Here is a 19,176-nt window from a genome sequence, read left to right on the forward strand (position 1 = left end):
CTAGCTGCAGTACTGGGCTTCCTTGCCGATCGACCGGTACATACAGTCGGCGTTCTCCAGGAGTTGCAGCACCGCGTCGCGGTTGCGTGACGTCTCCCGGGCGATCACCTCGTCGGGCGGGTAGAAGCCGCCGCCGGAGCTGGAGGTCGGGTACATCTCGAAGGTGTACCCGAAGATCTTCTGGCTGCCCCACAGCCAGTCGTCGATCGACCCGTCGGTGATGTACAGGTCGCTGGACTGCTCGGGCGTGTAGCCGTTGCTCGCGGCCATCTTCTGCCCCACGGTCGCGAACGCGTTGCGGTCGTCCGTCGTCAGGCCGGTCGCGGTGTCCGCGGTGGTGTAGCCGTAGGGCCACAGCACCAGTTCGCTGTACGTGTGGAAGTCGATGCCGGCCTTGATCTGCTGCACGCCGCCGACGACCCGGCTGCGCACGAAGTTCGCGACGACCTTGACCTCGGGCGCCGACTCGGCGGCCGTGCCCCGGTAGGTCTCGGAGGACGTCGACCCGGAGGAACCGCCGCAGCAGCCCCAGCGGTAGTTCCAGTTGCGGTTCAGGTCCGTACCGACCGCCGAGGAACCGGAGTTGGGCTGCCGGTTCTTGCGCCAGGAGCGGTAGGCGCCGGTGGCGACGTCGTACTCGCCGCCGTCGGGGTTGAGGTCCGGGACGATCCAGATCTCCCGGTTGTTGACCATGCTGGTCACCCGGGAGTCGGTGCCGTAGTCGGACGTCAGCTCGCTGAGCAGATAGAGCGCCATCTCGACGGTGAGGTGCTCGCGGGCGTGCTGGTGGTGGGTGAACAGCACCTCGGGCTCGGCCTCGTCCGTGCCCACGTTGTCGCTGATCTTGATGGCGACGATGTTCCGGCCCTGGTACGAGGTGCCGATGACCTGCTGGCTCACGATCGACGGGTAGGCGGCGACGGCCGAGTTGATCGCGCTCGTCATCTCCGCGTAGTTGTGGTAGTTGGAGTCGGCCGAGGGGAAGTCGAAGAGCTGGAACTCGTCCGCGCTGCTCGACCGGTCGGGGGCGGCGCCGAGCGGTGTGATGTCGTAGCCCTGGGCGCGCAGTTTCGCGATCTGCGCCGCGCGTCCGGAGATCACCACCCCGTGGTCGTCGACCTCGTCGATGCTGACGCCGGCCTGCTGGAGCGCGGTGCGCTCCTTGACGGTGGCGTGCGTGTGGACCTCGTACTGGAGGATCTGGTCCGCCGCGGGGGTCGCCGTGGCGGTGCTGTCGGCGCTGGCGTCCATGGTGTTCATGGAGACGGGCGCCGCGAGGGCGAGGGCGAGCAGGGCGGCCAGCGCGGTGGTCCGTCTGCCGCCACGGGCGCCTGAGCCTCGGATGCGAAGTCGCATGAAGCCTCCTAGTTGCTCCGGGGTCTCCGGAGGTGGGGGCGCTCATCGTCCGGCGATGGCATGAACAGGTCAAGAGTCAATAAAGGCCCGATGGCCAAAAACTGTGTGACTCCTGTGGAGCCCCGGCCTCCGCCGTTCCCCCCACCCGCCGCGCGGGTAGAGGCGCGGGTATGGCTGACACCTCGGGGAACACGCGGGCCACAGGGGCCGACTCCGCACCACGCAGGTCCAGTTGGAGACACATCGGTCCCGGCATCGTCGTCGCGGCCACCGGGGTCGGCGCCGGTGACCTCGTCGCCACACTCATCGCGGGCAGCAACTTCGGTTACACCCTGCTGTGGGCGGCCGTGCTCGGCTGCCTCGTCAAGATCTCCCTCGCCGAGGCGGCCGGCCGCTGGCACCTGTCGACCGGCCGGACCCTCTTCGACGGCTGGGCCGGCCTCGGCCGCTGGACCTGGTACTTCTTCGGGATCTACGCCGTCGTCTGGGGCTTCGTGTACGGCGCGGCGGCGATGTCGTCCAGCGCGCTGCCGCTCCAGGCGCTCTTCCCGGACGTGATGGACCTGGAGTGGTGGGCCATCGCCTGCGGCCTGACCGGACTGGTCTTCGTCTGGTTCAACAAGTACGCCGTGTTCGAGAAGGTCATGACGGTCCTGGTCGGCGTCATGTTCCTGGTCACCGTCTACCTGGCCGTCCGCGTCACCCCCAACCTCCCCGACGCGCTGGCCGGCCTCGTGCCCGTGCTCCCCGACGAGAAGGACTCCGTCCTCAACACCCTCGGGCTCATCGGCGGCGTCGGCGGCACCATCACGCTGGCCGCGTACGGCTACTGGGTCAACGCCAAGGGCTGGACCGACACCGGGTGGATGAAGGTCATGCGGCTCGACAACCGGGTCGCCTACGCCACCACCGGCATCTTCGTCGTCGCGATGCTGTTCGTCGGCGCGGAACTGCTCCACTCCTCCCACGTGGCCATCGCGAGCGGCGACAAGGGCCTGCTCCAGCTCACCGACATCCTGGAGGAGAAGTACGGCACCGCGACCGCCAAGTTCTTCCTGATCGGCTTCTTCGCCACCTCCTACACCTCGCTCATCGGCGTCTGGCACGGCGTGAGCCTGATGTTCGCGGACTTCGTGAGCCGCGTGCGCGGGGCGACGGCCAAGGGCGAGGAGGTCGCCTCGGGCGTCCGCGAACGCTCCTGGCCGTTCCGCGCCTACCTGCTCTGGCTGACCTTCCCGCCCATCGTCCTGCTCTTCCAGGGCCAGCCCTTCCGCCTGATCATCCTCTACGGCGTCCTCGGCGCGGCCTTCCTGCCCTTCCTCGCCGGCACCCTCCTGTGGCTCCTCAACTCCTCGCGCACACCGGCGCCCTGGCGCAACGGGCCGCTCAGCAACGTCATGCTCGTCATCGCCGGACTGCTGTTCCTGGTCCTGTGCGTGAAGCAGATCTGGGACCAGCCCTGGGCGGACTTCTTCTGATCCCCTGACCCTCTGATCCCCTGATCCCCGCCCACGTGTCCTACGGGAGCCAGGTCGTGCTGAGGGCGATCTCCCGGAGCTGCTCCATGGACAGGGCGGGCGCGGTGCGCGTCGGCGCCTCGTGCTGGGTGCCCGCGTTGAAGGCGCTGATGACGACACGGAAGCCGTCGGGGCGCAGGGTGTCGACGGTCCACATGGCCTGGCCCGCGACGTCCTTGTCGCCGCCGCTCTTCTGCTCGGCGACGAGGGTGCCGTCGTCGAGGGTCTCGGCGCCGCTGAAGGCGGGCGTCCCGACCATGTCGCCCATGTCCGGCTGCACATTGACCTGGACGAGGCTCCTGCCCCTGCCGTCGTCGACGACGACATAGCCGAAGGCGGAGGCGTCCTCCTCCCGGCTCCGGGTGACCACGTCGAGCCCGGCGGGGAGGAGATCGACGAGGTGCTTGCCGACGTCGGGCACACCGGTCGTGGACTGCGAGGGCGTGGGCTCGGCCGAGGGACCCTCTTCCTCCTCGGGCACCGCGTCGATGATGGGCAGCCACTTCGGCGAGGTCACCGCCTGCTGCAACTCCGTGACGTCCAGCGGCGGTGCGGGCCGGGTGACCGAGGCCCCCTTCTCCTCGGGGGAGTTCCACTCGTTCAGCGACACGTGCCTGCCGTCCGCGGTGATCAGGTCGGCGGACCAGTGCAGGGTGCCCTCGGGCTGGTCCGCGTAGACGTACCCCTGGAGGACCATGAGCAGCGAACCGTCGTCCAGCCGGGTCGTCGTGCAGTCGTCGTACGGCGTGTACACCTTGCTCGGGCAGGTCGTCAGCTCGCGGGCCCGCGCGCTGCCCGGCTCGGTGCGCCCGAGGCTCAGGGAGACGAGCGCCTCCCCGTCCCCGTCGTCCCAGACGAGTCGCGCCAGCGGACCGAACGTCGCGTCCGTCCCCTCGCCGCTCTGCCGGGTGAACTTCCCGTACCCGAGCACCTCCTGGAGCGTGGAGACGATCGTGTCGCCCGACACGGGCGGCACCGTGGAGGAGGCGCTCGGCTTCGAGGCGACCGTGGACCGGTCCGCCGCGGGGGAGCCGCTGCCCGGCGAGACCAGCAGGGCGCTGCCCACGCCGACGAGGGCGAGGGACGCGGCGCCGCCCACGACGGCGGCCCGGCGCCGCAGCCGCAGCCGGCGCCCGCGCGCCAGACCGGCGTCGACGAGCGCGGTCCGGTCGGCGTCGAAGGTCCCGCCGGCATCGCGCAGCGCGGCGGCGACACGGTCCTCGAAGGGATCGCTGTCCTGGTGAACGGGCATGGCAAACCACCGTTTCCGCGAGGGTGTGAGGTGAGGTGAGGGGGTGGGAGGGAAGGGGGTGTCAGTGGCGTGGTGTCAGCGGCGCGCGTACTCGCCGAGATCCTCGCCGAGCAGGTCCCGCAGCCGCCCCAGCGCCCGGGTGCAGCGGGTCCGTACGGCGGCCGAGCTGGCGTGCAGGGCGTCGGCGGTCTCCTCGATCGAGCGGTCCTCCCAGTAGCGCAGGACGACCACCGCCCGGTCCTTGGCGGGGAGCCGGGCCAGCGCCTGGAGCAGCGTCAGCCGCAGCGGTACGTCCCCCTGCTCGGCGCCGGCTCTGTCGGGCAGGACGTCGGTGGCGCGCTCGGTGCTGCTGCGCCGCCGCTGATGGGCGAGGAAGGTCCGGGTCAGGACGGTCTGCGCGTAGCCCGCCGGGTTGTCGGCGCGGTTCACCCGGTGCCAGCCGATGTACAGCTTGCCCAGGGTCTCCTGGACGAGGTCCTCGGCGAGATGCGTGTCCCCGGCGGTGAGCAGACAGGCCGACCGGTACAGATGGCCCGCCCGCGCCGCCGCGAACTCCGCGTACTGGTCCGCAAGGACCTGCCTCATGTGTCTCCCCCCCCGCCGTGCACCGTCTTCACTTCACTGATGCGGTGGCCCCCGGGAAATGTTTCACGGGAACAGGACCGGAAACGGCGAGCGGCGGCCGGTCGCGGGCCGGGTAGGTTCTCCGGTATGACCCAGCAGCCGCCGCAGCAAGGAGTGTTCGGCCCGCCGCCCGCGTACCCCGCGTACCCCCCGTCCCCTCCGTACCCCCCGGCCCCTGGGGCGGCCCCGCCCGGTCCGGAGTTCATGGCCGTCGACCGGTACGGCTCGGTCGTCGTCGACGCGTCCGGTGTCGCCTTCGAGATCCGGGGCGCGGAGGCCGAGTTCGCCTGGCCGGAGATCCACACCGTGCACTACAAGGCCACCGAGAACGGCAAGGCGCTGGTCGTCGCGGTCGTGCTGCACGACGGCCAGTTCTACGAGTGCGAGGTCACGGCGAGGCCCCGCGAGCGGTTGCGCGAGTGGTTCGCGGGCCTCCAGGCGGTCCTGGGCCACTACAAGCCCATGCGCTGACGGGCGCCCCCCGGTGAGGGGGAGCGCCCGTCCAGGTTTCCGTGACGCGTTACGGCAGCGCGTGGACGTGCGCGCCCACCGCGTTGGACCAGGCGTTGCCCGCCGAGGCGTCCCAGTTCGTCGACCACGTCATGGCGCCGCGCAGGTCGGGGTAGGTCTTCGAGGGCTTGAAGGAACCGCAGCCGGTGCCCTGGGTGAGGCAGTCGAGCGCGTTGTTCACCACGGTCGGGGAGACGTAGCCGCTGCCCGCGCCGCTGGTGGAGGCCGGGAGGCCGAGGCCCACCTGGGAGGGGGCGAGGCCGCCTTCGAGCTGGATGCAGGCGAGCGCGGTCAGGAAGTCGACCGAGCCCTGGCTGTAGACCTTGCCGTCGCAGCCGAGCATCGAACCGCTGTTGTAGTACTGCATGTTGACGACCGTGAGGATGTCCTTGATGTTCAGGGCCGTCTGGAAGTAGGAGTTCGACGTCGACTGCATGTCGATGGTCTGCGGGGCCATCGTGATGATCAGCGAGGAGCCCGCCTTCGACGACAGCGAGCGCAGCGCCTGGGTCATGTAGGTGGCGTTGAGGCCGTTCTCCAGGTCGATGTCGACGCCGTCGAAGCCGTACGTCTGCATCAGCGAGTAGACCGAGTTGGCGAAGTTCGTCGCGGACGAGGAGTCGTTGACGGTGATCGTGCCCTTCTCGCCGCCGATCGAGATGATCACCTTCTTGCCGGCCGCCCGCTTCGCCGCGACGTCGGCCTTGAACTGGTCGACGGTGTATCCGCCGAGCCCCGCCGAGTCCAGGTTGAAGGTGACCGCGCCCGGCGTGGTCGTGGCGTCCGCGAAGGCCACCGCGATGATGTCGTACTGCGACTGGACGGCCGAGATCCTCTGCACCGTGGCGCCGTTGTTGAAGTTCTGCCAGTAGCCGGTGACGGCGTGCCTGGGCAGCGCGGGTCCGGTCGGGGTCGCCGTCGTCGTGCCGGTCACCGCCGCCGACTTCGCCGACTCACCGGCCGAGTTGGTCGCCGTGACCTGGAAGGAGTACGAGGTCTGCGCCGCGAGCCCGGTCACGGTCGCCGAGGTGCCGGTCACCGCCGCGACCTTCGTACCGGAGCGGTAGACGTTGTAGCCCGTCGCGCCGGACACGGCGTTCCAGGCCAGCGAGACCGAGGACGAGGACGTCCCGGAGACCGCGAGGCCGCCCGGCGTGGCCGGGACCGTCGGCGCCGGGTCGGTGCCGCCGCCCCCGTCGGGGCCGAACACCGACACGTCGTCCGCGTAGTAGGCGGCCTGGCCGTACCAGCCGTGCGTGTAGACGGTGACCGAGGTGGTGGAGGCGCCGGTGGTGAACGTCGTCGACAGCTGCTTCCAGGACGCCGAGTCCGGTGTCCACGTCGACACGTCCGTGGTGCCGGTGCCGGTCACCCCGAGGTAGGAGTAGCCGCCCTGCACCCAGGCGCTGAGCGTGTACGTCGAGTTGGCCTTGACCGCGACGGTCTGGGTGCACTTGGCGTTGTCCTGCCCGGCGGGGGTCGCCTTGAGCGCGGACGCGCCGCCGTGCACCGGCGAGGAGACGGTCGTGCCGCTGCTCGCCGTACAGGTCCAGTTGGTCAGGCCGGACTCGAATCCGGCGTTCTTGGCGTTGTTGACGTCCGCTGCGGACGCCTGGCCCGCACCGGCGAAGGAGAGGGCGAGGGCAGCGGTGACGGCTCCTGACCAGAGCCGTAGAGATCGTCTCTGTGGGGACATGACAACAAAATGGTCTAGGCCAATCGGTCTGTCAAGGGGCCTGGGCCGAATAGGTCCAGACCAGATGTGCGGGAGTGGGGGTGCGGGCCGAGGCAAGGGCCCCTGGTTCGCATTCCGTCCGGCGAGATGCTCAACCTGCCCCGTTTTGGCGTAACTTGTGTCACGGCAGTTCCTCGCCAGCTACACAAACGCTGTTCTCCGGTCACAGAGCCGTGGTTAAAGTGCTCAGGTAGTCACGCAGTGAAGTCGACTGAGTGTGCCGGAGTGACGCCGGTCGGTCCGGCGGGCAGGGGAACGGGGAGCTGCGCATGCCAACTGCCATTGCCGTGACCGGCGCCGACATGGCACTGCCGCCGCACGACGAACGGACCGTGCCCGCCGTCGTCCTGGGGGACCTCGCGACCGAGCCCCTGGAGCGGTCGCTGGCCGGGGTGCAGTCCCTCGTCGAGCAGTACGGGCATCTGATCGTCGTCGCCTCGCAGGCCGTGCCCGCGAGCGTGGAGCGCAGACTGCACACCGTCCGCTCCCTCCTGGAGAGCGACCGGATCGCCTTCTTCCGCCCCGATCTGCCGCCGCTCGGTCTCGCCGTCCTGGCCCGCCAGTTGCGGCAGCTCGCCTCCTGCGACCTCAGCCCCGGTGTCCTCGCCTCCGCGGGCCGGCTGCTCACGCACTACATCCACACCGGCGCCGTGCTCGGCTCGGTCGCCAGGCTCGACCGCGTGCCCGTCGGCCTGAAGTCCCACGCCAAGTCCTGGGTGCCCGGCAGCCAGTTCGGGGTCGTCGCCCACCCCGAGCCGCAGCTCGTGCGCATCGGACCCGAGGCCGCCCTGTCCGGCCCCGAGTTCGGCACCAGCATGCTGATCGCCCGGGGCCAGCTCCAGTCCGACTGGGTCGCCTCCACCCTCGCCTCGTCCTGGAACGTCCAGGGACTGCGGGAGGTGCCCCTGCCCGCCGAGTCCGCGACCTGGTGGGGCACCCCCAAGCTGATCGAGTTCTGCTCCTTCCTGCCCGACCTGTCCGTCCTCTACCAACTGGTCACGTCCGTCCGCCGGACCACCTGTCACTGGTGCGGCATCGACGTCATCGGTGACCGCTGCGTCTTCTGCTCCGCGACCTCCCCGCTCGTCGAACAGCGGGACGTCGAGCACGGGGCGGAGGACGGCCGGGTGCCGGCCGCCGGCCGGGCCGCGGGCCGCCGCGCCATCGAGGGCGGCCGGACCGCCACGAACCAACTCACCGCCGGATAACAGCTGGTGAGCCCTGTCGACCGAGATCCCCCAATGAGGTTGTACGGTTCATGAACTCCCGTCAGCGCCGCGGCGTCATACTCCTGGTCCTGTCCGTCGTCTGCGCCCTCGCGGCCTTCGCGGGCGTCCTCACCGTCATCAGCGACGTGAAGTCCAAGGTCGGCCCAGAGGTCACCGCGTACCAGGTCAAGGCCGAGATCCAGCCCTACGAGACCTTGAACCGAGGCCAGTTCGAGAAGATCTCGATGCCCGAGCGCTGGCTGTCGTCCAACGCGGTCACCGATCTGCGGGACATCGAGGGCAAGATCGCGGTCACCGCCCTCAAGAAGGGCTCCCTGCTCCAGAGCGACATGATCGTGCCCCAGCCCGCCCTCCAGGCCGGGCAGCAGGAGGTCGCCATCATGATCGACGCGGCGACCGGCGTGGCGGGCAAGATCACGCCCAACTCCACCGTGAACGTCTACGCCACCTTCGAGGGCCAGCGGCAGGGCGATCCCGCCCAGTCCAAGATCATCGTGACCAACGCCCGCGTCCTCGACGTCGGCCGGCTCACCCCCCTGGACCCCGACGACGGCGACCGCACCGGGCGGACCACCGAGGCCGTCCCCATCACCTTCGCCCTGTCCACGCTCGACGCACAGCGGCTCACCTACGCCGAGTCGTTCGCCCAGCGCGTCCGGCTGGCCCTGGTCGCACCCGGCGGCGACACCCCGGTCCCCGACCAGGACCGCACGTACGAACTCGCGAAGGACAAGTGAGCGCCGATGCCCATCAGGATCCTGCCCGCCTCCGGTGACGCGGACGCGGTCCGCTCCCTCACCACCCTGCTCAGCCAGCTCCCCGACGCCGAGCCGGTCGCCCCCGTCGCCGACTCCACGCAGCTGATCGACACCCTGGCCCGGCTCGCCGCCGAGTCCGTCGACGAACTCCCCGAGGTCGTCGTCGTGCACGAACGCATCGGCCCGGTGCCCGCCCTCGAACTCATCCGCGAGGTGGCCCTGCGCTTCCCCGCGGCAGGCGTCGTCCTCGTCACCTCCGACGCCGGCCCCGGCCTCTTCCAGGCGGCCATGGACTACGGCGCCCGCGGTCTCGTCACCCTGCCCCTGCACTACGAGGAACTCGCCCAGCGCGTCCAGGCCGTCGCCCAGTGGTCCAGCGGGGTGCGCCGCCATCTCGGCAGCGGCGGCGACGTGTTCACCGGAGTAGGCGGCACCGTCGTCACCGTCAGCGGCTCCAAGGGAGGCGTCGGCGCCACCCTCACCGCCATCCAGCTCGCCCTCGCCGCGCAGGCCGCGGGGCGCAGCACCGCCCTCATCGACCTCGACCTCCAGACCGGGGACGTCGGCTCCTTCCTCGACGTCCAGTTCCGCCGCTCGGTCGCCGACCTCGCCACCATCACCGACATCTCCCCCCGCGTCCTCGCCGACGCGGTCTTCCGCCACGACACCGGGCTCGCGCTGCTCCTGGCCCCCGGCGAGGGCGAACGCGGCGAGGAGGTCACCGACCGGGCCGCCCGGCAGATCGTCAGCGCCGTCCGCTCCCGCTACGAGGTCGTCGTCGTCGACTGCGGTGCCCAGCTCAGCGGCGCGGGCGCGGCGGCCGTCGAGATGGCCGACACGGCCCTGCTGGTCACCACCCCGGACGTCGTCGCGGTCCGCGGCGCGAAACGCACCGTGCGCATGTGGGACCGGCTCCAGATCCGCAAGGCCGAGGAGACGACCGTCGTCGTCAACCGGCACACCCGCGGCACCGAGATCCAGCCGCCGCTGATCCAGCGGATCACCGGCACCGCGGTGGCGGGCACCCCGATCCCCGCCAACTTCAAGGAACTGCAAGGGGTGGTGGACGCCGGCCGCGTCCACGAACTCGACAACAAGAGCGTCGTGAAACAGGCCTTGTGGACCCTGGCCGGCGAACTCGGCCTGCTCGGACCGCCGAAGACGGCGGGCGCCGCGCACAAGGCCGGCCGCTCCTCCGTGGCGTTCCGCCGCCGCAGGGAGCTGGAACCGTGAAGCGGCGCGACGCGGGCCAGGTCACCGTCGAACTCCTCGGCATGACCCCGATCATCATCGCCACGCTGGTGCTGATGTGGCAGTTCGTGCTGGTGGGGTACACCTTCACGCTCGCGGGGAATGCTGCCGACGAGGCGGTGCGGGCCGCGACGGCCGCGGCCCCGGGCGAACGCCTCGGGGCGTGCCGGGCGGCGGGACTCGACAAGCTCCCGGACGCCTGGGACGGCGAGGTGGAGTGCGGCACCGGCGGCGGCTACGTCACCGCCGACGTCACGCTCCGCGTCCCCGTGCTCTTCCCGGGCTCGATCGGCTTCCCGTTCGACGTGCGCGGCCACGCGGGCGCCGTGGAGGAGGAGACGGACTGACATGTCGTACGACGGGAAGTCCCGCGCCCCAGGCCCCCGCCGCGGCCGGGAGCGGCACCGCACCCTCCGGGACCGGGAGCGGCATCGCACCCTCCGGGACCGGGAACGGCACCGCACCCTCCGGGACCGGGGGCAGGCGGCCCTGGAGTACCTCGGGTTCATCCCCGTCCTGATCCTGGTGGCCCTCGCGGGCGTCCAGGTGGGCCTGGTCGCCTACACCGCCCAGCAGGCCGGTACGGCGGCCCGGGCGGGCGCGCGGGCGGCGTCGCTGGAACGGGGCGCCCAGGACGGCTGCGTCAACGCGGTCAGCGGCTGGCTGTCCGTGAGCTGTTCCGAGGCGGTGGGCGGCGACGAGGTGACCGTCACCGCCAGCGTCGACATCCCGTCCGTCGTGCCGGGCTGGGACTTCGGCGACGCCCACCGGACGGCGACGATGCCGCTCGACCACTGAACGAGGCTGGACGAGGAGCAAGATGAGTCTGCGGTCACGCATCAACACCCCCGAGGAGAACGGCAAGCGGGGCGAGGACGGCCACCTCGTCGCCTCCTACCGCGCCAAGCTCCTGGAGGAGATCGACCTCGCCGAGATGAGCTCCCTCGCGGCGGCCGAACGAAGGGCCCGCCTGGAACGGGTCCTCGGCCACATCATCAGCCGCGAGGGCCCCGTCCTGTCGACCGTGGAACGCGCCCAGCTCATCCGCAGAGTCGTCGACGAGGCCCTCGGACTCGGCATCCTGGAACCCCTCCTGGAGGACGCGTCGATCACCGAGATCATGGTGAACGGCCCCGACTCGATCTTCGTCGAACGGGGCGGCCGGGTCGAGCAGTTGCCGCTCCGCTTCCCCTCCCACGACCAGCTCATGCAGACCATCGAACGGATCGTCTCGACCGTCAACCGGCGCGTGGACGAGTCGAATCCGATGGTCGACGCCCGGCTGCCGTCCGGCGAGCGCGTCAACGTCATCATCCCGCCGCTGTCCCTGACCGGCGCGACCCTCACCATCCGCCGCTTCCCGCGCTCCTTCACCCTGCACGAGATGGTCGGCTTCGGCTCCCTCGACGAGCACATGGTGTACCTGCTGGCCGGCCTGGTGCAGGCGAAGTTCAACATCATCGTGTCGGGCGCGACGGGCACCGGGAAGACGACCCTCCTCAACGCCCTGTCCGGACTGATCCCGGAACGCGAACGCATCATCACCATCGAGGACTCCGCGGAACTCCAGCTCCAGCAGTCCCATGTGGTCCGCCTGGAGTCCCGCCCCCCGAACGTCGAGGGCCAGGGCCGCGTCACCATCCGCGACCTGGTCCGCAACTCGCTGCGGATGCGCCCCGACCGGATCGTCGTCGGCGAGGTCCGCGGCGGCGAGTCCCTCGACATGCTCCAGGCCATGTCCACCGGCCACGACGGCTCGCTCGCCACGGTCCACGCCAACAGCACCGAGGACGCGCTGATGCGCCTCAAGACACTGGCGTCCATGTCCGAGGTCGAGATCCCCTTCGAGGCCCTGCACGACCAGATCAACAGCGCGGTCGACGTGATCATCCAGCTCACCCGGTTCCCCGACGGTGCCCGCCGGATCACCGAGATCGCCGTACTGGACAGCCACGGCGGGGAGCCGTACCGCCTGGCGACCGCGGCCCGCTTCCACGCCCGCCCCATGTCCGCGGACGGCCGGGTCCACGGCGTCTTCGAGTACTTCCCCCTGCCACGCCGCACCGCCGACCGCCTCTACATGGCGAACCAGCCCGTCCCGCAGGTCTTCGGTGTGGCCCAGTCCGTGGCCCAGCTAGCGACGAGAGAAGCCAGGTAGGTCGACTCATGGAGCTGCACGATCTGATCACGCTCACCACCGGTGTCACGCTGCTGACCTGCGCCTTCGCGGTGGCGGGCCTGCATGCCTACGCCGCGGGCCGGGCGCAGCGCCAGGCACTGGTGGACCGGCTGTCCTCGACCGGCCAGATCCCGGCCGGTCTGCGCAGGCGCCGCTTCCCCACCCTCGACCGACGCCTGCGCGCCACCCGCTTCGGCCGGCGCCTCGAACTGCGCCTGGCGGCCACGGGCCTGGACGTCACCCCCGGCGAGTTCTTCGTCTACATGCTGGCCACGGTGGCCGGCCTCTGGCTCCTCGGCCAGGCCGTCCTCGCCCCGTTCTTCGGCCCCATCGCCGGACTGCTCGGCGCGTGGGCCGCCTTCCAGTTCCTCAACTGGCAGCGCCAGAAACGCATCGAGAAGTTCATCAACCAACTCCCCGAGATGGCCCGCATCCTGGCCAACGCCACCCAGGCGGGCCTGGCCCTGCGCACCGCCATCGGCATGGCCGCCGAGGAGATGGAGGCCCCGGCCGCCGAGGAACTCGGCAAGGTCTCCAGCCAACTCGCCCTGGGCGCCTCCCTGGACGACGCGCTCGGCGAGATGGCCGCCCGGCTCCCCTCCCGCGAACTGGTCGTCCTCGTCACCACCCTCGTCCTGTCCAACCGGGCCGGCGGCCAGGTCGTCGGCGCCCTGCGCAACCTGACCGAGACGCTGGAGGAACGCAAGGAGACCCGGCGCGAGGTCCGCACCCAGCTCTCCCAGGTCAACATGACGGCATACGCCGTCCCCGTGCTCGGCGTGGGCTCCCTGCTGCTGATGAACAGCGTCAAGGACGGCGCCCTGGACCGGATGACCGGCTCCCCCCTCGGCCAGGGCGCCGTCATCATCGCGTTCCTCCTCTACGCCGTCGGGTTCGTCCTCATCCGCCGCCTGTCCCGCATCGACGTCTAGGGGGACACGACCATGGCACTCGTCCTCGCACTCCTCATGGCCCTCGGCGTCTACGGCGCCTTCGCGGGCGTCCGCATGTACCGCGCGGACACCAAACTCCCCAGCGACCTCGCCCTCGCCCTGGAGATCGGCTCGACCCGCACCGGCGCGGTCGACTCCGTCATCGACCGCCTCGGCATGCGGTACGCGCCCGCCGTGCTGCGCGTCATGGGCCCCAAGCAGGTCGCCAAGTACCGCCGCAAGATCGACCTCGCCGGAAACCCCGGCGGCCTCACCATCGACCGGTACGCCGCCCGCCGCGCCGTCTACGGCTTCCTCGGCTGCTTCGGCGGACTGGCGTTCATCCTGCGCGGCCAGTTCCTCGGCGCGCTGCTGATGTTCGCCTTCGCCGCGTTCTGGACGGAGGTCGGCATCTGGTCGGCGATCCGCGTCCGCAAGGACGTCATCGAACGCACCCTGCCGGACTTCCTCGACGTCCTCGCCGTCGTGGTCAGCGCGGGCCTCGGCTTCCGCCAGGCACTGGACCGCGTCGCCACCCGCTACGAGGGTCCCTGGGCGGACGAACTGCGCATCACCCTGCGCCAGATGGACCTCGGCATGAGCCGCCGTGAGGCCTTCGCGGAACTGCGCCGCCGCAACGACTCCGAGCAGGTCGCCATGTTCGTCACCGCGCTCCAGCAGGGCGAGGAGCTCGGCGCGCCGATCGTCGACACGCTCATCGCGCTGGCCAAGGACATGCGCCGCACCGACGCGCAGAACGCCCGCCGCAAGGCGGCCCGCGCCGTACCCAAGGCCACCATGATGATCACGACCTTCATGGTCCCGGCCACGATGCTCCTCCTCGCCGCCGGCCTCATCCTCGGCTCCGGCACGGACTTCGGAACGATCACGGGGGAGTAGGGGCGGGTATGAGTGGGGTGGGGGTGAGCGGGGTGAGCGGGGTGAGCGGAGTGGACGGGCTTCGGGCGAACGGGTTCCGGGTGAACGGGCTTCGGGCGAACGGTCTCCGGGCGAGCGGGGTCCGGGCGAGCGGGCTTCGGGCGAACGGGTTCCGGATGAACAGGTTCTTGGCGAACAGGTTCTGGGCGAACGGGTTCGGCCTGGGGCGCTTCAAGAGGCCGGAGGCAGGAGTCTCGCTGCCCGCCGAGGGCGAACAGCCTCCCCTGCCACCGTCCCCCGCTCCCACCCCAGCCCCCGCCCCCGACATCCAGGTCAACGCGCTCCAGGCCCTGTGCCGCCAGGTCTCCGGCTTCCGCCTCGCCATGATCGCCGTAGCCGCCCCGGCCGCCCTCCTCAACGCCGCCCCCGGCGTCGGCGCCCGGCTGGTGGGCGCGGCGGTCCTCGTCACCTTCATGGGCTCCTACGTCCTGTTCCGGGACTGGGAGCGGTTCGGCCCCCTCCTCCTGCGCCACCCCACCCTGCTCGTCGTGGACACCTTCTTCGGGGCCCTGCTGCTCGTCGCGGCGGGCCCCGACAGCACCCTGGCCTACGTCAGCGTCTGCACCCCGCTGCTGGCCGGTCTCCTGTACGGCTGGCGCGGCGCGGGCTGCTTCGCCAGCCTCCAGGGCCTGATCCTCCTGACCGTCTACGCGAGTTCGCGGACCCTCCACTCGACGGTCGCCGAGGATCTCCTCCTGCCCGGCCTGTGCGTCATCACGGGCGCCGTCGGCGTCACCCTGCGCGGCCTGATGTTCCGCTTCGGGGCGGCGACACGCGCGCTGACGGAGGTCCAGGCCCGGCTGGCCGTCGCGGAGGCGGTGAGCGCCGAACGCGCCCGTCTGGCCCGCGAGATGCACGACTCCGTCGCCAAGACCCTGCACGGCATGGCCCTCGCGGCGGACGGCCTGGCCGCCTCGGCCGCCGCGGACGGCATGAACCGGGAGCAACTCGGCCGGCAGGCCGAACTCGTGGCCCGCGCCGCGCGCCGCGCCGCCGCCGAGTCCCGCGAACTCCTGACGGACCTGCGCCGCGAGACGGACCCGGCCCACGGCACGGACGTGTTCACCGAACTGGCCGCCAGGGTCAGTGACTTCGCCGCGCGCACGGGCCTGAGGACGACGTGCAGGACACCGGAAGCACCCACACTGCCGTCCCTCCCACCCGTCCCGCCCGCCGTGGCCCGCCAGGTGCTCACCATCGTCACGGAGGCCATGGAGAACGCCGCCCGGCACGCCTCCCCGACCCGGGTCGACGTGAGCGCGGCCGTCGAGGACGACGTACTCGTCGTCAGCGTGTACGACGACGGCTGCGGTCTCGCGCCCGACACCAGCCTCGAACAACTGCGCCGCGCGGGCCATTTCGGCCTCGTCGGCATGGTCGAGCGGGCCATGGCGGTCGGCGCCCGCCTCCGTATCGGCCGCGGCACGCGTTCCACCGGCACGGAGGTCCGGTTCGAACTCCCGCTGACCGCCCTCGCCCCAGGCTCGTCCCCCACCCCACGAGAGGAGGCCGCCCGATGCCGGACCTGACCACTCCGCAGCACGGCCCCGCGCAGCCACCGCCCCACGATCCCGTGCCCCGGGCCCACCTGCGGGTGCTGGTCGCGGACGACAACCCGGTGGTCCGCGCGGGCCTGACCGCCCTGCTCTCCGGCCGTGCCGACATCACCGTCGTCGCGGAGGCGGCCGACGGCCGCGAGGCCTACGACGCGGCCCGCCGCCTGCACCCCGACGTCATCCTCCTCGACGTCCGCATGCCCGGCGTCGACGGCCTCTCGGCCCTCCCGCACCTGGTGCGGATCGCCCCGGTGCTGATGCTGACGTACAGCAACGAACCGGAGACCGTCCGGGAGGCGATGCGCAAGGGGGCCAAGGGGTACCTGGTGCACGGCGAGTTCAAGGTGGACGAGCTGGTGACCGCCGTACGCCGCAGTGCGAGTGCATACGAATCATCACCCGGGAAACCCAGCAGGGAAGCTATTTCTACGGAAAACCTTTCGCGAATGCAACCGGATGTGGGACAGTCGTCATCAGGATGGCCGGGGGGCCGCGCGGCCACCCCCGACAACTCGCGCTACCAACTCAGCACGAGGGAGGCGGAGATCATGGACCTCATCGCATCGGGCCTCAACAACCAGCAGATCGCCGCCACTTGTTTCATCAGCGAGAAGACCGTCAAGAACCACATCAACCGGATCTTCGCCAAACTCCACAGCACGAGCCGGGCGGAAGCCGCGGCGAAGTGGCTCGGCACGGCTCCGGGGTTGGGGTGAGGAGCGGTGACCGGAATTTGGGCCCTGGGGCCCTCGGCGAACAGGGGTTCTCACCAGTACGTTCCTCGTACCCCGGACAACGGAGAGGAACGTCATGAGCAACTGGATCCACACGACGGTCTCGTACCTCAAGGCTCGTGCGGAGCGGAGCGACAAGGGTCAGACGGCGGTGGAGTACCTCGGCATCATCGCGGTGGTCGTGGCCATCATCCTCATTCTCCTCGGCACGAACTTCGGGCAGCAGATCGCCGACGCGATCACCACCAAGATCGGAGAGATCACGGGCGGCTGATGCGCGGGCGCGCACGCGGAGACGCAGGGCAGGCATTCCCCATCTACATCACGGTGGTGGGCGGCCTGCTCTTCCTCGCGTTCGCGTATCTTGCGGTCGGCCAGGCCGCGGCGAACAGGAACGGAGCACAGACGGCCGCCGACGCGGCGGCCCTGGCGGCAGCCCAGGACCGACGGGATCTACTCGCCGGCCAGTGGGAGACGGACATCCTCGACCCGACCAAGTGGCAGGACATCTTCGACGGCATCGCCGACCTCGGCGAGTCGTGCTGGCGAGCGGACCAGCTCGCCGCACAGAACGACGCCGCGGTGCTCTCCTGCGCCCTGGACGGGCCGCTCAGGTACACGGTCCAGGTGAGGACCGACAAGACCGTGGGCGAGTCCGTGATCCCCGGCACCGAGAACAAGAGGTCCCAGGCGTCCGCCACCGCCGAGATCGAGCCGCTGTGCACGTTCGAACCCCCCGCCGAGGACGCGGAGGACGACGTACTGCCGCGCCTCACCTGCAAGGACCGGAACTGGGACCTGGACCCGGAGGATCTCGGTGAACTGCCCGAGCCCCAGGACCTGTTCGACGTCCATCTGGCCGACTGACAAGCGAACGACGAGGGACGAAGGAAGCAGACCCATGAGCATTCGGTTCACGGCGAAGGCCCGCAGGGGGGTGGTCGCGCTGACGCTCGCGACCGGACTGGCCATCGGTGCGGCCGGTTGCGGCGGGAGCGGAGACGACGACAAGAAGCCGGAGACGACGGCGTCCGCTTCCAAGAACGAGGGCTCCGATCCCAAGCCGCAGGAAGGTGACTCGGACGAGGTCCAGGCCGAACTGAAGGGCTCCAACGGGCTGAGTCTTCAAGTGACCACCGCGGACCGGGACTCCGGTGGCTTCCTCACCGTGAACGGCACGCTGAAGAACGACAGCGACAAGTCGGTGACGGTGCCGATCGCGCTCCAGGGCGACGAGACCGAGGTCATCGCGCACGGCAGGTCACTGGGGGGAGCCACCCTCGTGGACTCCCAGGAGAAGAAGCGCTACTACGTCCTGCGCGACACAGACGGCCGCCCGCTGACGACGACAGGCTTCTCCATCCTCAAGTCGGGGGAATCGGTGGCCGTCTTCATGCAGTTCCCTGCCCCCTCGGCCGCCACCACGGAGGTAACGCTCCAACTCCCCACCTTCTCCAGCGCCACGATCAAGATCTCCGGGTGAGGCCGGTCATGACCCGTACCCACACCCGCGTGGCCCTGGCGGCAGCCGCCGTCCTGGCCGCCACGAACCTCTACGGCGTCACGTCCGCCCACGCCGACGAGAGCCCCAGCGTGCCCCCGGGCACCGAGGCCTCGGCGTCCGCGCCGGTGGAGGTGGACCCCAACGACCCCGACCTGAAGCTCCCCGAGGGCGCGACGCTCGCCGAGCCCAAGGTCCTGGACATCAAGCAGGTGGTGGAGGACGAGGCCGGCGAGGAGCGCCGCGAGGACACCAACGCCGACGTCAAGTTCGCCCTCCAGGCCGAGGTCCTGTTCGGCAAGGACAGCTCGAAGCTGAGCGCCGACGCGAAGGCCCGTATCGCCGGGATCGCCGAGGAGATCAAGAAGCAGAACGCCACCCGCATCCGCGTGTTCGGCTTCACCGACAACCTGGGCTCCTCGGCCCACGGTGACGTCCTCTCCCGTCAGCGCGCCAACGCCGTACAGGATCTCCTGGACGACCAGCTCAGCGACTCCGGCGTCACCTACGAGGTCCGTGGCTACGGCGAGGACTACCCGATCGCCGACAACTCCACGGAATCCGGCCGCAAGAAGAACCGCCGCGTGGAGGTGTCGTTCCCCCGCACGGAGAGCTGAGGACCGGCGGACACGAGGGTGACTCGGGGGTGTGGCGGTGCCGCCGGACACGACGGACCGGCTCCGCGGACCGCGACGGCCGCCGGGCTCAGGCGCCCCTGATCTCGACCCGCCCTCCGGCCCGCACCCCCCACCCCGCCATGACCCCCGCCTCGGCCTCCACCACGTACCGGGCCCGCACCCGGGGCAGGCCGAGCCGTCCGGGCTTCATGGTCCGTACGGCGATCACCCGCATCCCGCGATCGAGATAGGCCACGTCGATCGCCATGCGCATCCCGAAGGTGTGCACCCCACTGGCGGGTGACAGCAGCAGAGCACCCTCGACGGAGTCCCGCCCCAACAGCCCCTTGCTGCGGGCCCGATAGGACGCGGCGATCTCCAACGGCACGTCCACGTCCACGGCTTCCCCGTGGACCACCAGCGTGCCCCACCCGTCACGCCACCGCTGCCCCATCCACGGGCCGCCCTTCTGTCTTTCGGGAACGA

21 protein-coding genes are annotated in these 19,176 nt (G+C 70.6%); 16 read left to right on the plus strand and 5 right to left on the minus strand.

Translation table 11 applies throughout. The features are described 5' to 3' along the window. Positions 1-1,356, minus strand: a complete 1,356-nt coding sequence (locus ACIPSE_RS06470; protein WP_401658081.1) for a M14 family metallopeptidase — start codon at positions 1,354-1,356, stop codon at positions 1-3. Positions 1,357-1,526: 170 nt separating this feature from the next. On the opposite strand from ACIPSE_RS06470, the gene ACIPSE_RS06475 reads away from it, so the two are divergent. After that, entirely contained in the window at positions 1,527-2,834 is a 1,308-nt protein-coding gene (locus ACIPSE_RS06475) for an Nramp family divalent metal transporter (RefSeq protein WP_401658083.1), read from the plus strand. 40 nt (positions 2,835-2,874) lie between these two features. On the opposite strand, the gene ACIPSE_RS06480 is transcribed toward ACIPSE_RS06475, so the two are convergent. Further along, entirely contained in the window at positions 2,875-4,125 is a 1,251-nt protein-coding gene (locus ACIPSE_RS06480; RefSeq protein ID WP_401658085.1) for a hypothetical protein, read from the minus strand. Between the two features lie 75 nt (positions 4,126-4,200). Continuing rightward, positions 4,201-4,710 (minus strand): SigE family RNA polymerase sigma factor, encoded by a 510-nt coding sequence (locus ACIPSE_RS06485; protein WP_401658087.1) that lies wholly within the window; start codon positions 4,708-4,710, stop codon positions 4,201-4,203. 243 nt (positions 4,711-4,953) lie between these two features. Between ACIPSE_RS06485 and ACIPSE_RS06490 the strand changes: the two genes are divergently transcribed. Beyond that, a complete protein-coding gene (locus ACIPSE_RS06490; protein ID WP_401658089.1) occupies positions 4,954-5,220 on the plus strand; it encodes a hypothetical protein in 267 nt (88 codons plus the stop codon). 49 nt (positions 5,221-5,269) lie between these two features. Here the strand turns inward: ACIPSE_RS06490 and ACIPSE_RS06495 are convergent, their stop codons facing one another. Continuing rightward, positions 5,270-6,955: a chitinase gene (locus ACIPSE_RS06495; RefSeq protein WP_401658091.1), complete on the minus strand. Its 1,686-nt coding sequence runs from the start codon at positions 6,953-6,955 to the stop codon at positions 5,270-5,272. Between the two features lie 308 nt (positions 6,956-7,263). Between ACIPSE_RS06495 and ACIPSE_RS06500 the strand changes: the two genes are divergently transcribed. The 14 genes from ACIPSE_RS06500 to ACIPSE_RS06565 all read left to right on the plus strand — a co-directional run bounded on the left by ACIPSE_RS06500 (position 7,264) and on the right by ACIPSE_RS06565 (position 18,690). After that, entirely contained in the window at positions 7,264-8,202 is a 939-nt protein-coding gene (locus tag ACIPSE_RS06500; protein ID WP_401658093.1) for a hypothetical protein, read from the plus strand. Positions 8,203-8,252: 50 nt separating this feature from the next. Continuing rightward, positions 8,253-8,960 (plus strand): Flp pilus assembly protein CpaB, encoded by a 708-nt coding sequence (gene cpaB / locus ACIPSE_RS06505; protein WP_401658095.1) that lies wholly within the window; start codon positions 8,253-8,255, stop codon positions 8,958-8,960. Positions 8,961-8,966: 6 nt separating this feature from the next. Continuing rightward, on the plus strand, positions 8,967-10,214 hold the full coding sequence (locus ACIPSE_RS06510) for a CpaE family protein (protein ID WP_401658097.1): 1,248 nt from the start codon (positions 8,967-8,969) through the stop codon (positions 10,212-10,214). A gap of 41 nt (positions 10,215-10,255) precedes the next feature. After that, positions 10,256-10,579: a pilus assembly protein gene (locus ACIPSE_RS06515; protein WP_401659718.1), complete on the plus strand. Its 324-nt coding sequence runs from the start codon at positions 10,256-10,258 to the stop codon at positions 10,577-10,579. 1 nt (position 10,580) lies between these two features. Beyond that, complete coding sequence (locus tag ACIPSE_RS06520; protein WP_401658099.1) at positions 10,581-11,030, plus strand: TadE/TadG family type IV pilus assembly protein; 450 nt, start codon at positions 10,581-10,583, stop codon at positions 11,028-11,030. A 22-nt stretch (positions 11,031-11,052) separates the two neighbouring features. After that, a complete protein-coding gene (locus tag ACIPSE_RS06525) occupies positions 11,053-12,390 on the plus strand; it encodes a CpaF family protein (RefSeq protein ID WP_401658101.1) in 1,338 nt (445 codons plus the stop codon). Positions 12,391-12,398: 8 nt separating this feature from the next. Next, complete coding sequence (locus ACIPSE_RS06530; protein WP_401658103.1) at positions 12,399-13,343, plus strand: type II secretion system F family protein; 945 nt, start codon at positions 12,399-12,401, stop codon at positions 13,341-13,343. Between the two features lie 12 nt (positions 13,344-13,355). After that, positions 13,356-14,243 carry a DUF5936 domain-containing protein gene (locus ACIPSE_RS06535; protein WP_401658105.1) on the plus strand — a complete coding sequence of 296 codons (888 nt, stop codon included), beginning with the start codon at positions 13,356-13,358 and terminating at the stop codon, positions 14,241-14,243. Positions 14,244-14,410: 167 nt separating this feature from the next. Continuing rightward, entirely contained in the window at positions 14,411-15,811 is a 1,401-nt protein-coding gene (locus ACIPSE_RS06540) for a sensor histidine kinase (protein ID WP_401658107.1), read from the plus strand. Then, positions 15,799-16,554 (plus strand): response regulator, encoded by a 756-nt coding sequence (locus ACIPSE_RS06545; RefSeq protein ID WP_401658109.1) that lies wholly within the window; start codon positions 15,799-15,801, stop codon positions 16,552-16,554. The genes ACIPSE_RS06540 and ACIPSE_RS06545 overlap by 13 nt, the downstream gene beginning before the upstream one ends. 94 nt (positions 16,555-16,648) lie before the next feature. Next, positions 16,649-16,846 carry a Flp family type IVb pilin gene (locus ACIPSE_RS06550; RefSeq protein ID WP_401658111.1) on the plus strand — a complete coding sequence of 66 codons (198 nt, stop codon included), beginning with the start codon at positions 16,649-16,651 and terminating at the stop codon, positions 16,844-16,846. Then, complete coding sequence (locus tag ACIPSE_RS06555) at positions 16,846-17,439, plus strand: pilus assembly protein TadG-related protein (RefSeq protein ID WP_401658113.1); 594 nt, start codon at positions 16,846-16,848, stop codon at positions 17,437-17,439. Before ACIPSE_RS06550 ends, ACIPSE_RS06555 begins: the two co-directional genes overlap by 1 nt. 34 nt (positions 17,440-17,473) lie before the next feature. After that, the gene (locus ACIPSE_RS06560; RefSeq protein ID WP_401658115.1) at positions 17,474-18,055 is read left to right on the plus strand and encodes a hypothetical protein; all 582 of its coding nucleotides are present in this window, start codon (positions 17,474-17,476) and stop codon (positions 18,053-18,055) included. 8 nt (positions 18,056-18,063) lie between these two features. Beyond that, positions 18,064-18,690 (plus strand): OmpA family protein, encoded by a 627-nt coding sequence (locus tag ACIPSE_RS06565; RefSeq protein ID WP_401658117.1) that lies wholly within the window; start codon positions 18,064-18,066, stop codon positions 18,688-18,690. A gap of 88 nt (positions 18,691-18,778) precedes the next feature. Here the strand turns inward: ACIPSE_RS06565 and ACIPSE_RS06570 are convergent, their stop codons facing one another. Then, positions 18,779-19,144, minus strand: coding sequence for a DUF192 domain-containing protein (locus ACIPSE_RS06570; RefSeq protein ID WP_401658119.1), 366 nt, complete (start codon positions 19,142-19,144; stop codon positions 18,779-18,781). Between the last annotated feature and the right edge of the window lie 32 nt (positions 19,145-19,176).

It is taken from the genome of Streptomyces sp. NPDC090106 (assembly GCF_044747265.1).
GTDB lineage: Bacteria > Actinomycetota > Actinomycetes > Streptomycetales > Streptomycetaceae > Streptomyces.

What these genes read in the sequence shown, in the direction of transcription:
- ACIPSE_RS06470 (WP_401658081.1), bottom strand. Translation starts at nt 1,356, where the DNA reads ATGCGACTTCGCATCCGAGGCTCAGGCGCCCGTGGCGGCAGACGGACC.
- ACIPSE_RS06475 (WP_401658083.1), top strand. Translation starts at nt 1,527, where the DNA reads ATGGCTGACACCTCGGGGAACACGCGGGCCACAGGGGCCGACTCCGCA.
- ACIPSE_RS06480 (WP_401658085.1), bottom strand. Translation starts at nt 4,125, where the DNA reads ATGCCCGTTCACCAGGACAGCGATCCCTTCGAGGACCGTGTCGCCGCC.
- ACIPSE_RS06485 (WP_401658087.1), bottom strand. Translation starts at nt 4,710, where the DNA reads ATGAGGCAGGTCCTTGCGGACCAGTACGCGGAGTTCGCGGCGGCGCGG.
- ACIPSE_RS06490 (WP_401658089.1), top strand. Translation starts at nt 4,954, where the DNA reads ATGGCCGTCGACCGGTACGGCTCGGTCGTCGTCGACGCGTCCGGTGTC.
- ACIPSE_RS06495 (WP_401658091.1), bottom strand. Translation starts at nt 6,955, where the DNA reads ATGTCCCCACAGAGACGATCTCTACGGCTCTGGTCAGGAGCCGTCACC.
- ACIPSE_RS06500 (WP_401658093.1), top strand. Translation starts at nt 7,264, where the DNA reads ATGCCAACTGCCATTGCCGTGACCGGCGCCGACATGGCACTGCCGCCG.
- cpaB (WP_401658095.1), top strand. Translation starts at nt 8,253, where the DNA reads ATGAACTCCCGTCAGCGCCGCGGCGTCATACTCCTGGTCCTGTCCGTC.
- ACIPSE_RS06510 (WP_401658097.1), top strand. Translation starts at nt 8,967, where the DNA reads ATGCCCATCAGGATCCTGCCCGCCTCCGGTGACGCGGACGCGGTCCGC.
- ACIPSE_RS06515 (WP_401659718.1), top strand. Translation starts at nt 10,256, where the DNA reads ATGACCCCGATCATCATCGCCACGCTGGTGCTGATGTGGCAGTTCGTG.
- ACIPSE_RS06520 (WP_401658099.1), top strand. Translation starts at nt 10,581, where the DNA reads ATGTCGTACGACGGGAAGTCCCGCGCCCCAGGCCCCCGCCGCGGCCGG.
- ACIPSE_RS06525 (WP_401658101.1), top strand. Translation starts at nt 11,053, where the DNA reads ATGAGTCTGCGGTCACGCATCAACACCCCCGAGGAGAACGGCAAGCGG.
- ACIPSE_RS06530 (WP_401658103.1), top strand. Translation starts at nt 12,399, where the DNA reads ATGGAGCTGCACGATCTGATCACGCTCACCACCGGTGTCACGCTGCTG.
- ACIPSE_RS06535 (WP_401658105.1), top strand. Translation starts at nt 13,356, where the DNA reads ATGGCACTCGTCCTCGCACTCCTCATGGCCCTCGGCGTCTACGGCGCC.
- ACIPSE_RS06545 (WP_401658109.1), top strand. Translation starts at nt 15,799, where the DNA reads ATGCCGGACCTGACCACTCCGCAGCACGGCCCCGCGCAGCCACCGCCC.
- ACIPSE_RS06550 (WP_401658111.1), top strand. Translation starts at nt 16,649, where the DNA reads ATGAGCAACTGGATCCACACGACGGTCTCGTACCTCAAGGCTCGTGCG.
- ACIPSE_RS06555 (WP_401658113.1), top strand. Translation starts at nt 16,846, where the DNA reads ATGCGCGGGCGCGCACGCGGAGACGCAGGGCAGGCATTCCCCATCTAC.
- ACIPSE_RS06560 (WP_401658115.1), top strand. Translation starts at nt 17,474, where the DNA reads ATGAGCATTCGGTTCACGGCGAAGGCCCGCAGGGGGGTGGTCGCGCTG.
- ACIPSE_RS06565 (WP_401658117.1), top strand. Translation starts at nt 18,064, where the DNA reads ATGACCCGTACCCACACCCGCGTGGCCCTGGCGGCAGCCGCCGTCCTG.
- ACIPSE_RS06570 (WP_401658119.1), bottom strand. Translation starts at nt 19,144, where the DNA reads ATGGGGCAGCGGTGGCGTGACGGGTGGGGCACGCTGGTGGTCCACGGG.